Origin of the sequence: Mycolicibacterium houstonense (assembly GCF_900078665.2) — a bacterium.
GTDB lineage: Bacteria > Actinomycetota > Actinomycetes > Mycobacteriales > Mycobacteriaceae > Mycobacterium > Mycobacterium houstonense.
This window is the reverse complement of sequence record NZ_LT546207.1, coordinates 4083397-4096781: the sequence shown is the minus strand read 5'-3', so window position 1 is coordinate 4096781 and position 13385 is coordinate 4083397. Positions and strand designations below refer to the sequence as shown.

Here is a 13385-nt window from a genome sequence, read left to right as displayed (position 1 = left end):
GTCGTTAGACTCTCGCCATGAGAACAGCAGTGGTGGCCGCGGCGGCCTTCGTGGCGGCGTTGTTCCTAGCGCCCGCCGCTCACGCCGAACCCGATACGCACGTGCCCAACGGCGACGCGCTGTGGTGCTGGGGCGGTAAGGGGACCGCCGGGCTCGTGACCCCGTACTGTCACGGCGAGCCGTTCCCCGACGGGACCCAGCTCCGGCAGACCGGGTACATGCAAGGGATGCTGCAGCCCCTCGGCTGGAACCCACCCGAGTGCTTCGACGCAGCCGGCGCTCCGGCGCCTAACGGCTGCAAGGGCTGACCAACGCAAAAAGCCCCCTCCTTGAGAGCCCGTGATGGGTTCCCGGAGAGGGGGCGATTTTGCTGTATCAGGCCAGAGTCAGGACCGGTGACGGGGTGCCGTCGGAGTCGATCGTCAGGGTGTTCCCTGCGGTCGCCGTGACGTCCGCCGGGGTGCTGTCCAGCAGGACGTAGGCCAGGACGTTCCCGCCGACCTCGTACAGCACAGCCCAGCGGGCGGTGATACCTGAGCCGGTAGCCGTCCAGACAGGGTTTGAAGCGAACGAAACCGTGACGCTGGTGGTGCCTGCCAGCACGAGGGATACCGCGATCCCACCGGTGGTGTAGCCGTTGGCGTTGGCGACCTCGTTGGTCACCCCGGCGAACGTGGTGGAAGCGGCGCCGATGTTGGACGCGGAGGTGACGAGCGCAACCTTCCAGCTGTCACTGTCGAGGTCGAACGTGCCGTTGAGCAGACTCGTGCGGCCTGCGTTGGTAACAGTCCAAGTTCCTGCAGCCATTCAGAGAATCCTTACGTTGTATGTCAAGTTGGGGCTAATGAGCAGCGACCTCGATGGAAGCGGCCTGCCAGACCGAGAAACCGCCACCGGCGGTGACGGCGACTGACCCGTCCGAGGTAGTGACGTTCTTCGTCAAGACCATCCCGCCCTTGGTGCTGGTGCTGCCCGCGGACGACTGCTTGGTGTAGCCCGACGGGGCGGCTGGCCACGCACTGGTTAGGTTCGACGTGGCGTACGCATGGATCAGAACTGAGGTGCCATCGGTCACTGCAAGCGTGACCGCGGGTGCGGTGAAAGTTGTGCCGATGTTGGCGGTGATTGCGTGTCCGCCGACGGGGTTGGTGCTGCGCTGACCGCGTAGAACAATCGCGGCCATTGCGTCCGCGCCGGTCCAGGACCCCGAGGTGGTATTGGTGGCGGTGGCCACGTGGCTGACGGTGTGCATGCCACCGGCGGCAGAGGTCTGATCGATGGTGACCCAGGCCGGGACGGTCCCGCCGGCAGCCGGCTTAGTGGGTGCTGCGGACACCCCAGTTTGAGCTGCGACCAGGATGATGATGTCGCCGACCTGGTGAGCCGGTATGGCGATCGATGTCGAGGCGGTGGACGTGTTGGTCGCGATGATCGACACCGCAGCGGAGGCCACAGTGACGGTCGGCGTACCCCCGGTGAACGCCAGGGGGGACGTGGTGGGTGAGACCAGTTTGTGGTTCGACACCGTTACCGTTGGTGTTCCACCGATGACGGTGAGGGCCGGGCCCGAGGGGGTGACGACCTTGTGCGCGGTCGCGGTCACTGATGCTGCGTTGCCTGTCAGGGTCAGAACGGTGCCTGTAGGCGTTAGCCGCTTGTGATCGGACACCTGGATGGTCGGCTGACTGCCGACGAGCGTCAGGGCCGGGGCGCTGGGCCGTACGGTTGTGCCGAGCGCCGGGTGGGATCCCACCAGCGTCAGGACGGCGGTCCCGGGCTGGGCTCGGACAGGAGTAGCGACCGCGGGCTGCCATCCGCTGAGGGTGAGCGAAGCAGGATCCGGCCGAACCACTAGGCCAACCGAAGCGAACGGTTCGCCGCCGGTTAGCGATAGCACAGCCGGTGACGGGGCCACCGATTGCTGGTCACTGGCGAAGACCGCGGGCTGTCCCCCTGTTATTGCCATCGGTGCCGCGGTGGGGGCGATCAGCCGGTGTGATGTCGTGGCTATTCCTGGCGCTGAGCCGGACAGCCCGAGAGTCGCTGGGCTCGGGGCGATGAACTTGTGCCCAGTGATCCGGACGTCGGGAACCCCGCCGGTCACCGTCAGCGCCGCGGCTACCGGCCGGAACGTCTCCTCCAGCGCGGGGTGTGATCCGATCAGCTGCAGCTCCGCGGGAGCCGGGGAGAGGAGGCGGTGCTGGGTGATGGCCACGGTCGGCGCGCTGCCGGTGATGATCAGGCTGGCGCTGGCCGGCTGCAGGATGCTGCTGGTGTAGACCCCGGGCACGGAGCCGGTGATCGTCAGGGCGGCAGGTCCGGGCGTGAGCTGGAGCGTAACCTCCGCCCACCAGCCTGTCGGAGGAGTATGCGGCGCGTCGCCTTCATCGGGAGACCAAGGCACAACTCACCTCCGTTTGTTCAATTCGTGCGCCCCCGCTTGGCGCGAGTGGCAAGATTCGGCTTGTGACGGCTCACCGACGAGGCGAGGAGCACTGGGCGGCGAAGCTGTCCCAGGATGATGTCGATGAGATCCGTCGCCTACGTGCTGAAGAGGGCTACTCGTACATCGAGCTTGGGCGGTTGTACCGGATGCACCCCATGTCTATGGGCCGGGTTTGTCGCGGCGATACGTGGCGTTAGGCGCCCAGGTAGACGCAAGTCAGCATCGTGTTACTCATGCCGTCCGAGCTCAGCTTGGGGGTTGTCGCCCCACTATTCTGGAATGTCGTTAGGTCGAACAAATCGTCCTCCGACAAAGAGAACTCGGGGATTGGGTTGTAATCCGCGACGCGCACCATTGCAGAAAAGGTTGACGCTTGCAGGCGACCGGCCACACCCGGAAACTGCACGGTAACGATTTTGATAGTGAACGGTGAACCCATGAAGGTGCTCACCCGTCGAAGAGAGCCCTCTCTAATACCCGTCCCGCCTGCTGTCGACGGATACGCTATCTGACCGGTGACAAACCACATTCCGGGGGTGTTAAACCTGAACCGCGTGTTTGAGCTGTTCTCGAACGTCACCGACGCGGTTCCGTACTGACTCAGGTTCGTTAACACCGTCTCCGTATTGTTGGGAATATCCTGGTACGTCCCGGAATAAATGACCACGTACGGGCGTCCATCGCCCGAGCCGCCAGAGCCGCCCACCTCTGCTGGCAGGTTTATTAACGGGACCACCGAGTTCGTGTTTAGGGGAGCTACGCCGTTAGAGGCGCCTTTCTCACTCGACGACAGGTAGGTGCCGGTAAGGTTGGGTAGCTTAGCGACGGGGACCAATCCATTACCGTCAAGCTGAAGCAGGTCGCCCGTGCCGTTGGTCTGGACGTAGGCCAGGTCCAGCTTCCCGCTACTGGTGAGCTTCGGGACGCCGTTGGCGACGTTCGTCTGGAGGAACGACGTTTCCAGCTTCGCGGACGAGTTCAACGGGGCCACACCGGAAGCGACACCCTTCTGAGACACCGGGATCGCTTGCGACGATCCTCCGCCGAACCAAGAGTTAAACCACGACGACACTGCGCCGACAATCGAGTTGATGGGGGTCACCACCAAGCCGTTGAAAACGTCGCCGATCTGGTTCAGCGTGGTCTGTATATTGCCCAGCGCACCTGTCAGCCCCGACACCAGCGCCTGGGGAATCGAGCCGATCACCGACGCCGGGTCCGACAGCAGGTCGCCGATCAGATTGTCGAGGTTCGCCGACGTCCCCTCGGTATCCAGCAACCAGTCTCCGATCCCGTCGGTCAGGTCCAGGATTTTGTCGACGATGCTGCCGAGTGGGTCGAGCCCGATGGCGCCCAGGAGCTGGTCGATCAAGTCCTCGACGGTGGCTCGGATCCCTGAGTCTTCCAGGAGGGACAGCGGGTTGAGGATCGCGGTGATCACCGAGGACCAGACCGAATCGACGTCCAGCCCGAACAGTTGACTGAGGTTTCCGAGCCCGAACAGCTCCAGGATGCCGTCGAAGGGGCCGTTGCCCGTCTTGGCCAGCGTGGCGTCGTCGAACCAGACATCTCCACCGGTAGCCGTGCTATCGACGACCAGACGCAAACGAACCTGGGAGACACCAGCCGGGACGGTGTAGCTGCCGGACAGTTGAGTCCACATCGCGCCGGGCCCGGCAATCGCCGCGATCGTGGAGGTTCCTACGACGGTGCCCGCGGCATTGTACGTGCGCACGTCCAGGCGGATCGGGGTTCCTGAGCCGGAGTACGCTGCCGTCTTCACCCACACTGAGGGAGCCAGAACCTGCCCGGCCTCGACGTCGGCCGGGTTCGACAGGATCGCTCGCATCGTGCCGTTCGCGGTGGTCTTCGCAGATCCCGGAGTGTTCCGGCCGGTTGTGCTGTCCCACGCCCAGATGCCGGCGCCTGCCAGCGCCGCCGAGCCGTCGAACCCGGGGTTGGTCAACAGGTTGGGGTTCGAGCCGCTGATCGCCGATGCAGGGATCAGCCCGAACAACGACTGCGGAAGCTGGCCCACCAGGTTCAGGACGTTCAGGGGGGAGTTCGGGCCGAGCAGCAGATCCAGCGGCTCGATCATCTGGGTGACGATCCAGTTCCAGAACTCCTCCGGCGTGGGGAGATCCCCGAGGTCCAGGCCGCCGAAGATGTCCGACAGCACGGCGTTCAGCTGCTGGATGATCGCGCTGAGGATCCGCGGGGCGTTGGTCAGCGCACCCATAATGGCGTCGACCGCGCCGGTGACGGTGTTGAAGGCCCCGTCCAGCACGTCCGGGATGAAAGCCTGGAACCGCTGCAACGCCTCCAGCGGGAGGCGAAGTAGGAGCTCCGGCAGTACCGTCAGCGCGTTGAGGGCGTTGAAGTCGGGGATCTCGAACAGCGATCGGGCGATACTCTCGGTCATGTTCTGGCCGAAGCTGAAGTCGCCGCCGCCGAGCTCGTAGGCGCCGTCAGGCGCTGTCAGTGGCCAGTCGGCCATCGCGTGCCTCCGTTGTATGTCAAGTCAGGTTCAGGGCCTCCGGCGGAGCGGGAGGCTTCCGGCCGGGCATGTGCCGGTCGATCCAGGACCACAGGTCGCGGATGTAGGCGATGGCCAGCGAGTGCTGCGCCTCCAGCTTCGAGACGCGCTCTTCCAGCGGCTTCACGAGCGTGACCGCGGCGACGGCGAACGCCTGCGCGGCGTCGGCGTCGGACTTGTTGGCCACCGCGCGGTCGAGGCGCCGGGTGGCCATGCGCTGGCCGAAGGCGCCGAGAGCGACACCGACCGGGCCGGAGACGGCCAGGGCGACGTCGAGGATGACGCTCACTTCTTCACCGGGGTGACCTTGGAGCGGATCAGGAAGCCCAGCACCACCGGCGCTACCACGGCGTAGGCCGCGACCGCCTGATCAATCCAGGCGACGTCGAGCGACTTGCCGACGATCCAGCCGATGATCGGGAGGACCGCGGCGCCGAGGCCGCGGACCACGGCCGGCTCGGGGATCTTGGTCTCGATGCCTTCGATGTCGCCGTCCCCGTCTAGGTCCCAGCCCAGGGCGGCGGCCAGGTCCTGGGTAGAGACGATCGGGATAGTGGGCGAGTCGTCGACGGGGAAGGGAGCTGTCATGGCGGGCCTCTCAGTTCACGACCCGAGCAGTGCTCGGGACCGGACGGTTGTCAGGGAGCCAGCCCTCCGCGCGGTAGATGGCTAGCTGCGCCTCGCGCTCCTGCTGGGTCATGGTGCGAGGGTCTTGGATGCGGAACTTGGGGGGCTCCGGCGTGTCCATAGGGACCCACCGGGCGGCCGGGTTGTACGGGGTCCCGCGGGGGCCGCGGACCGCGGGCTGGTACTTCAGCTCCTGCTTGGGGAGCTTGGAGACGTGGATGTTGCCGTCGGCGTCGGCCAACGCACGGACCTGGTCCACATGCAGCAGCCCGACGCGCACCAGGTGCTCTGACCAGGCCTCGATGATGGCCGGGTGCGTGACCTGGTTACTGCCTCCGTTGGGGTGCGGAAGCCCGACGAGGGCCCATGCGAGGGCCTTCTTCGGATCTCTCCAGTCGGCGGTGTCTTGGGTGTGCTGCATGTGGCGGGTCCTTTGTTCAGTCGTTCAGGAATGCTGAACAGCGCGGATCACTGAACGCGTTGCATGTCAAGTTCGGGCTACAAGATGCCGAGCTGGCCCAGGCCGGAGTTGATGGTCTGGATGAGCTCGAACGCCTTCAGGATCGGGTCCTCGGGCTCGCGGTAGCCGATCGTGATCTTCCAGCCCTCCGGGCCGTCCTTGCCGACGCGGTACTTGATCTGCGTGACGCGTTCGACGAACACGGTGTACGGGATCGGGTAGCCCAGCGGCGAGGTGCCGACGCGGGAGCCGAGCCAGAAGTGGCCGCGACCGTTGTCCCCGATCATGTACGGGGCGGCGTCCGCGATCTTCACGGTGTGCGCGTGATGCGCCCGCGTGGCCCACTGCTTGGCGCGGGCCGCCAGGAGGGCGGAGATGGTGAACGCCTTGTCGGCGCCGTCCGCCCAGCCCTCGTTGTAGTGGAAGTCGCCCAGCCCGGTGACGATGTCTTCCAGGCCCGCGATCGGCAGGCTCAGGCCGGCCGCTCGGAGCGTGGGGATCTCCATGAACGCGAGGATCACGTCGGAGTACAGCGGCTGAGCGACAGCGTCCATCAGGCCGCCCAGAGGCGGTAGGTCGATCGCGCCGCCGAAGGCGCCGAGCGCCGCCAGCTGCGAGTTGATCAGCGAGGTCAGGAAGTCGCCGCCCATGTTGATCGCGGCCGAGATCGCCTCGTTGACGCCCGGCATCGACCGGCCGCCCATGATGAACGACGTGTCCGTGGCCTCGGTGTAGATGAACTCCGAGGACTCGATGCCGTTGTACGGGGACTCCATGAACACCACGTGCGGAGACCGCGGGTTGGTGCCTAGGAACCACGGGGTGTAGTACTCGCCGGGGTAGGTCGGGGCGCCGGTGTAGACGTCGATCCCCTCGGTCATGCCGTCGGAGCCGATGTTCATCACCGCGCGCACGAGACCGACGAGCAGCGAGCCGCCGAACGCGGTCTCGGTGCCCCAGCCGGAGTTGTCGACGATGTCCCAGACCAGCACGCCGTGCCGGAGCGGGATCAGCGAGAACAGGTCCTCGACGAGGTCGATGTTCAGCTCGCCCTGCAGGTCCGCGAACGGGTGGCGGTCCTCCCCGTGCAGGTACCGGCGGCCGACCAGCGTCAGCTGGTTGTCGGCCAGGATCGTCTTGGCGACGTCGTGGAACGACTTGAACCGCGAGAACACGATCGTCAGGCCGGTGTTGTCGCCGATGAACGGGAACGGCTTCACGATGTTGCGCCAGACGCCCGGGTTGAAGCTGAACGGCATCCACTCGGTGGGGTCCAGCGGGTTGTCCGGTAGCGTCCACAGCGACGTCTCTAGCCGCAGGATGTTCACGAACAGCGTCAGGAGCAGGGCCCACTTGGCAGGCCCGAACATCACCCACATCTTCGGGAACTGGAACTCCGCCCGCAGGAACGGGTTGGCCCAGACGTAGATGTGCTTGAGCTCTTCGTAGTCGTGCTTGAACACGACTTCGAGGTAGACGTCGCCTTCTTTGGTACGGACGACGCGGTAGTGGTCCATCCGGCCGGCCCAGCGGGCGCCCTGCTTGTCGAACGTCACGTGAACGTTGCGCTTCGCACGGCCGCGGTGGTTCATGATCCACTTGGCCAGGTAGTGGTCGAGCGACAGCTCGATCGACGCGGTACCGGTCTCGTTCTCGATGAACTCGAACTCCAGCGCCCGCTCGCCGACGATCTGACCGCGGAGGGTGTAGTCGCCGTCCCAGAGGCGGGTGACGGGGGGCTTGAGCCGTTCCAGCTCCATCTGGCGGCGCCGAGCCTGGATCGTGCCCCAGAGGGCCTGGTGGCCCTCCAGGGTGGTCATATCCGCTGGCATCAGGTCACCCCGAAGCCGAAGCCCGTCGACTCCTCTTCGTACTCCTCGTACTCGGTCTCTTCGGGCGCGAAGTCGAACGCGCCGCCGAGGTTGGAGACGTACTCCTCCCCGGGGTCGTCAGCCAGGTGGAGGCTAAAGACTGGGATCCCGAGGGTCCGCATGGTCAGCTTCATTCCAGCCCCCAGGGTCGGGACCAGGCACGCGGCAACCGCAGCGTGATCATCTGGCCAGGTACGGCGCCCGACACCGTGACCTCGAAGGTCACTTCGCCGGTGTAGGGCGGGATGTAATTCAGGAAGCGGACGCCGTTCATCCGGGCCCAGATCTGTGATCCGGACTCCGACGAGACCTGCTCCACGCGGGGGTCGGTGTCGACGACGACGTTCTCGGCCGGGGCAGTCGCGCCCTCGCGCGTGGTGATCACGCGGCCGGTGACACCGGAGCCGCCGGTGAGCGCGGAGGTGTCGATCGTCATCTGCGGAACGTCGATACCGGACAGATCGCTCGTGAACCGAACGGCGTACGGCCGGGAGCCGTCACGGCTGGTGGCCACCTCGACGGTCGGCGAGACGCCGCCGGTGAGGCCCGAGGTGTTCCCGGTGATCAGCGGCATGTTGACGCCGGCCAGGCCGGACTTGAACTCGATCGTGTAGACGCGGTCACCCTCGGTGACGGTCTCTACCTCGATCGCCAGTCCCGCGCCGCCGGACAGCCCGGAGGCGTTCCCGGTCAGCGGCCGGACGTTCACGCCCGACAGGCCGGGGGAGCCGTCTAGGAAGTCACCGATGCCGATCAGCGAGGCGACGTTCTGGGTCAGCTCCTCGATCCAGTCCCCGATCGGGCCGAGGAAGTCGAGGATGTTGTTGACCAGGCCCGCGATCACGTCGACGATGCCGCCGACGATCCCGCCGGTCTCGCCGAACGTGATGGTGTACGGGCTGTTGAACCAGTCGTTCCCGGCCTCTACCCGGACGTCGTTGTTTCCGATCGAGTTCAGCGCGCGGAGCGCGGACTCGACCTGGGCGGCCGTCGCGTTGTACGGGATCGGAGCAGTGGTCTCTCCGGAGAACGTCAGGGTGAACGTGCCCGAAGTCGGTTCCCCGACCAGGCGCACGGTCTGCACCTCGTTGACGCGCTCGGAGGAGACGGCCACGTCGAGCTGCCCGACGCTGGGCAGCGCCTGGATCGCCGACTTCAGGCCGATGTCGGACGGGTTGAACACGATCGGCGCGGTCGTCTCACCGTTGACGGTGAGCGTGAACGTGCCACCGGTGGACCCGCCTGTGAGGCGGAGCAGCTGGACCTCGTTGGTCGCTGCGTCCATCGTGACGTCGACGTCGTTGGCCGAGATGCCGGCCAGCGCGATCAGGGCGGACTCGACGGCCGCGGTGCTGGCGTTGTAGGCCAGCGGGGCCGTGGTCTCACCGTCGTAGCTGAGCGTGAACGTGCCGCCGGTGGGGCGGCCGTCGATGTAGATCTTCTGGACCTCTTCGGTCCGCAGACCGCCGATCAGGTCCGGCATCTGGATCCGACGGGTGGCCATAGCCGGGTCATCGTCCGGCTCCAGCTCGAACTTGTAGTCCGGGACGATCCAGCGGGTGGCCGGAGAGTTCGGGGCGCCCAGCCAGGGCAGCCCCGGCACGTACGGCTCCGACGGCGCCAACGAGGAGCCTGGCAGCGTCCACTTCGCCCAGAGAATCTGGTCGGTGGGGTTTGCGTTCGGGACCGTGATGGTCAGGGTCTCGGTCGGGAGGTCCTCCTGCGGCCAGGGCCACGGCAGGGGGTTCGGGTCGAACGTCGTGTCGAGGGTCGTCACGGCCGGGTAGACGACGTCGTCCTCGTACCAGAACGGGTCTCCGGCGACGGTGACCATCTTGGTGAGGTTGATGACGTTCATGTTCGGGTCGTGGGCCATCTCCACCGAGGGGGACTCGAACAGCCGCAGCTTCAGGTAGCGGGTGCCGGACTCGTCGGTGGTGATGTGCAGCTCGGCGTCCTCGGAGAACGACCAGGCGCGGCGCCACATCGAGTCGCGCCGCGACCACGAGTGCTCCGGGCCGTCCTTCTCGTCGTTGAGGATCTCGACGCCGAACACGACGTCGCGGCGGAGGATGCGGTGGTTCAGGTACCGGGCGCCGGGGAAGTTCCCGGGCTCCTCGTAGACCGCCTTGACGGGCGGGTCGAAGATCCCGGAGACGTCCGTAGCCAGGTAGATCCCTGACGGACCGAGGACAGTGCCGCCCTCGGTTTCGTAATTCCCGTCCGTCAGGTTGAACCACACGCCGTTTACGCCTTTCAGGCGGACGACGGTTGCCATAGATGCCTTTCAGCGTTGTATGTCAAGTTCGAGGCGTGCCTGAAACTCGCTGGCGGTGAGCCGGCCCTTGGCCATGTTGGCGGCCGGGGTGCAGGGCACGATGTTGTCCACCGCGTGAGCGCCGCCGCGGGACAGCGGTGTCATGTGATCAAGGTGAAAGTCAGGGCCAAGCAGCTCCCCGGTGTAGTAGCACCGGGTCGTGCTGATCCCGTTCGCCAGCCAGAACAGCTCCAGGTCGATCGAATCGAAGTCCTCGACCGGGGCGTTGAACCGTCGCGCCCGTGCGGGCATGGCGCTGAGGCGTCCGAACAGCGGGGCTACTTCTCGCTTGGCCCGGAGGTGGCGCCGCATGTTCTGTAGATGCCGCTCGGGATTGGCCGCGGCCCATCCCAAGGCGGACGCTGTTGAGCAGGCTTTGCAGTAGTTCTGGCGCCCGTCCGCACGCTTGCTGTGGCGGTAGAACTGCTCTAGGGGTTTCTCTGTTCGGCACTTACTGCAGGTCTTCACGCGGGCCTTTCTCAGGCCCTGTTGTACTGCAACGCGGCCTTATTCAATTGGTTGTTCTTGACGGCGATGGCGTCGTCGACCGAGCTGACTTGGAAGTTGAAGACGTTGCCCGCGAGTTGCTGGCCGTAATCCAGGCCTTGGTCGAGCGCCGCGGTCAGGGCGCCGCCGCCGATACCCAGATCGGACATGGCCTGGTCGAGGTTGGCGCGGCCGAAGCCTGCGATGGCGTCGACGCCAGAGCTCCAGCCCTGGTCGATCATCTCGGCGATGGTCTGGCCGAGCGTCTTCTGCTTCCCGAGCTCGCCGGTCTGGTCCTGCAGCGTGCCGAGCTCGGCCTTGCGCAGGTCGAGTAGACGCTTCTGCTCGTTGATCTTGTCGATCTGGGCCTGGATTCCGGCCTTCTCATCCTTCGTCCCGGCCTGGTCCTTCTGGACGGCCAGGCGCTTGCGCTGGAGTTCCAGATCCGCGAGCTGCTGCTTCAGGTCGGCGACCTCGGCCTTGGTCTCCGGTCCGACCAGAGACGAGCCCTTGGCCAGGTCTGCGGTCGGAGCGAGGGCCTTGGAGAAGTCCTTCGACGTGTCCGTGACGGCCTGGAGTCCGGACTGGAGGTTGCCGAGGTTCAGGGTCAGGCCCTGCGGCGCCGTGCCGAACGTCTCCTTGAACGCCTCGAAGATCTGCTTGGCGATCGACTTGGCCCGGTCGAGGACCGGATCCAAACCCTGTTCGAGGCCGGTACCCAGGCCCTCCATCAGGGCGTTACCGGCGGGGATCAGCTCCTTGCGGTCCTTCGGCAGAGGGCCCTTGACCGCGGCGATCTTGGCGGCGATGCCGCTCGCGAAGCTCAGGACCGCCTGGAGACCGGCCTTGATACCGGACAGCAGACCGTCCATCAGCGCGCGGCCGGCGCCGACGAGGGCGCCACCCATGTTCCCGGCCGCCGCGGCGATCTTGCCACCCAGGGCGGCGATCTCGGCGACGATCTGACCGGCGCCTGCGACCACGGCTGACAGCGCCTGCGACATCACCGAGGTGACGGTGCTGACCAGCGCGCCGAACGCGGCGGCGGCCAAGCCCGGGAGGGCGGACCATGCACCGGAGATCGCGCTCACGACCTGCTGAGCACCCGAGGTGACTGCAGAGACGACGCTATGCCACGCAGCCGAGACGGCGCTCTGGACCCCGGTGAACGCGGCGGTCGCCGCCGTAGTGATCCCGGTCCAAACGGTGGACAGACTGGTCGAGAACGTGGTGAAAAGCGTCTGGATGGTGGTGAACGCCGTGCTGGCGAACATCGGGATCTGCGCCCAGACCTGCTGGGCCTTGATCTGGATGCCGTCCCAGGCCTGCGACAGCGACTCCATGTACCCGCGCCACGGGGCGTCGGGCGAGGTGAACGGCTTGGTCAGGTCGTCCTTGATGCCCTGTCCGGTCAGCGGGTTCGGGGTGTCCTTGTCCGGGAACAGCTTCGACTCGTTGATCTGGTTCGACAGATTGACAATCGACTGCAGCGTGTCCGCGATCGACTTCAGGCCGTTGTTGAACCCCTCGATCTTCTTGGGGTCCTCCATGAACTTGAGGCCCTCGGAGAGGATCCGACCGGCGCCTTCGAGCAGCGTCTTCAGCGTGGAGCCGAGGCCCTCGAACACCGTGTCGAGCTTGAGCTTGTCGACCCATTTCCGGAAGTCGTCGCCGGTCTTGTTGAACCAGTCGGCGAAGTCGGGCAGCTTCGAGGTGAACTTCTCGGCCAGCGTCAGCAGGCCGTCGGTGAAGCTGCTGATCCCAGGCGCCATCTTCGAGAACGCGGCGCCGATATTGCGGATCGTGCCCTGCAGCTTCTCCAGGCCGGGACCGGACGTGACCGCGGTGACGAAGCCGTTGGCCATGTCGGCCAGGCCTTGGGTCACCGCCAGCAGCGGCGCCTTGAGCGCCGGGAGGACCTTGGCCAGGCTGTCGAAGACGGGCTTGAACTGCGCCTCGACGGGCGCCGTCATGTCCTTCTTCAGCTGAGCGAACGATTCACCCAGGCCCTTGGCCGCGGCCTTGATGCCGTCGATGCCGACGACGAGGGCCCCGATCGGAACAGCGACCGACGCAATCAGTCCGGGCAGGGTCAGCAGCGCCGACGTCAGCAGGCCGATCAGCGGAGCCGCCACAACGGCGATACCAGCGAACAGGGCGGCGTACCCAGCCGGGTTGATCCCGGAACCGAACGAGGGGCCCTTGATGTTGCTGAGCGTCTGGGTGATACGGCCGATGAAGCTGCGGTCGACGTCGGCGTCCACCTTGACCTTGGTCCGCATGCCCTTGGTCTTGGCGGCAACCTCCGACCGGAAGTTGCCCATGTCCGGCTCGACCTGGATCTTGGCGGAGAGCGACCGCTCGATCTTCTCCAGCTCGGTCTTCAGCTCGCGGTAGAACCCCTTGAGATTGGGGGTCACCTTGATGCTGATGCGCCCCACTTCCTTGCCTGCGCCGTCAGCCATTGGCTTCCCCCCTTCTCTTACGTGCCGCTCGCCAGCCGGCGACGATCGCGCCGAACGAACCGGGCTTGTGCTTCTTCTCGCGTGCCGTCATCTCCGGCAGCGGGTACAGCTCCGGCGTGGGGATTCGGCTCCGCTTCTTCGGATCGGTGTTGACCAGCAACAATGCGTGCTGGAGTG

General features: G+C 66.0%; 14 protein-coding genes. 2 read left to right on the top strand and 12 right to left on the bottom strand.

Annotated elements, in window-relative coordinates; genetic code table 11:
* Positions 1-17: 17 nt before the first annotated feature.
* Positions 18-308: a hypothetical protein gene (locus BN4332_RS20450; protein WP_160110897.1), complete on the top strand. Its 291-nt coding sequence runs from the start codon at positions 18-20 to the stop codon at positions 306-308.
* Positions 309-375: 67 nt separating this feature from the next.
* On the opposite strand, the gene BN4332_RS20445 is transcribed toward BN4332_RS20450, so the two are convergent.
* Together BN4332_RS20445 and BN4332_RS34520 are read right to left on the bottom strand one after the other, a co-directional pair.
* Positions 376-807: a hypothetical protein gene (locus BN4332_RS20445; protein ID WP_066901079.1), complete on the bottom strand. Its 432-nt coding sequence runs from the start codon at positions 805-807 to the stop codon at positions 376-378.
* Between the two features lie 34 nt (positions 808-841).
* The gene (locus BN4332_RS34520) at positions 842-1915 is read right to left on the bottom strand and encodes a hypothetical protein (RefSeq protein ID WP_235654155.1); all 1074 of its coding nucleotides are present in this window, start codon (positions 1913-1915) and stop codon (positions 842-844) included.
* Between the two features lie 142 nt (positions 1916-2057).
* On the opposite strand from BN4332_RS34520, the gene BN4332_RS33280 reads away from it, so the two are divergent.
* Complete coding sequence (locus BN4332_RS33280) at positions 2058-2279, top strand: hypothetical protein (RefSeq protein ID WP_160110896.1); 222 nt, start codon at positions 2058-2060, stop codon at positions 2277-2279.
* 360 nt (positions 2280-2639) lie between these two features.
* Here the strand turns inward: BN4332_RS33280 and BN4332_RS33775 are convergent, their stop codons facing one another.
* From BN4332_RS33775 to BN4332_RS33760, 10 genes are all read right to left on the bottom strand, one after another.
* Complete coding sequence (locus BN4332_RS33775; RefSeq protein ID WP_066901077.1) at positions 2640-4943, bottom strand: carbohydrate binding domain-containing protein; 2304 nt, start codon at positions 4941-4943, stop codon at positions 2640-2642.
* A gap of 19 nt (positions 4944-4962) precedes the next feature.
* The gene (locus BN4332_RS20430; RefSeq protein WP_066901075.1) at positions 4963-5271 is read right to left on the bottom strand and encodes a hypothetical protein; all 309 of its coding nucleotides are present in this window, start codon (positions 5269-5271) and stop codon (positions 4963-4965) included.
* Positions 5268-5570, bottom strand: coding sequence for a hypothetical protein (locus BN4332_RS20425; RefSeq protein WP_066901073.1), 303 nt, complete (start codon positions 5568-5570; stop codon positions 5268-5270). Before BN4332_RS20425 ends, BN4332_RS20430 begins: the two co-directional genes overlap by 4 nt.
* A gap of 10 nt (positions 5571-5580) precedes the next feature.
* Positions 5581-6030 carry a phage gene 29 protein family protein gene (locus BN4332_RS20420; protein WP_066901071.1) on the bottom strand — a complete coding sequence of 150 codons (450 nt, stop codon included), beginning with the start codon at positions 6028-6030 and terminating at the stop codon, positions 5581-5583.
* 77 nt (positions 6031-6107) lie between these two features.
* The gene (locus BN4332_RS20415; RefSeq protein WP_066901069.1) at positions 6108-7901 is read right to left on the bottom strand and encodes a Gp37-like protein; all 1794 of its coding nucleotides are present in this window, start codon (positions 7899-7901) and stop codon (positions 6108-6110) included.
* On the bottom strand, positions 7901-8074 hold the full coding sequence (locus tag BN4332_RS33770) for a hypothetical protein (RefSeq protein ID WP_200820324.1): 174 nt from the start codon (positions 8072-8074) through the stop codon (positions 7901-7903). Before BN4332_RS33770 ends, BN4332_RS20415 begins: the two co-directional genes overlap by 1 nt.
* Positions 8071-10218 (bottom strand): hypothetical protein, encoded by a 2148-nt coding sequence (locus tag BN4332_RS34515; RefSeq protein ID WP_066901067.1) that lies wholly within the window; start codon positions 10216-10218, stop codon positions 8071-8073. Before BN4332_RS34515 ends, BN4332_RS33770 begins: the two co-directional genes overlap by 4 nt.
* A 9-nt stretch (positions 10219-10227) precedes the next feature.
* Positions 10228-10569: an HNH endonuclease gene (locus tag BN4332_RS20405; protein WP_160110895.1), complete on the bottom strand. Its 342-nt coding sequence runs from the start codon at positions 10567-10569 to the stop codon at positions 10228-10230.
* 167 nt (positions 10570-10736) lie between these two features.
* Entirely contained in the window at positions 10737-13208 is a 2472-nt protein-coding gene (locus BN4332_RS20400; protein ID WP_066901063.1) for a phage tail family protein, read from the bottom strand.
* Positions 13201-13368 (bottom strand): hypothetical protein, encoded by a 168-nt coding sequence (locus BN4332_RS33760; RefSeq protein ID WP_200820323.1) that lies wholly within the window; start codon positions 13366-13368, stop codon positions 13201-13203. The genes BN4332_RS20400 and BN4332_RS33760 overlap by 8 nt, the downstream gene beginning before the upstream one ends.
* Positions 13369-13385 lie beyond the last annotated feature (17 nt).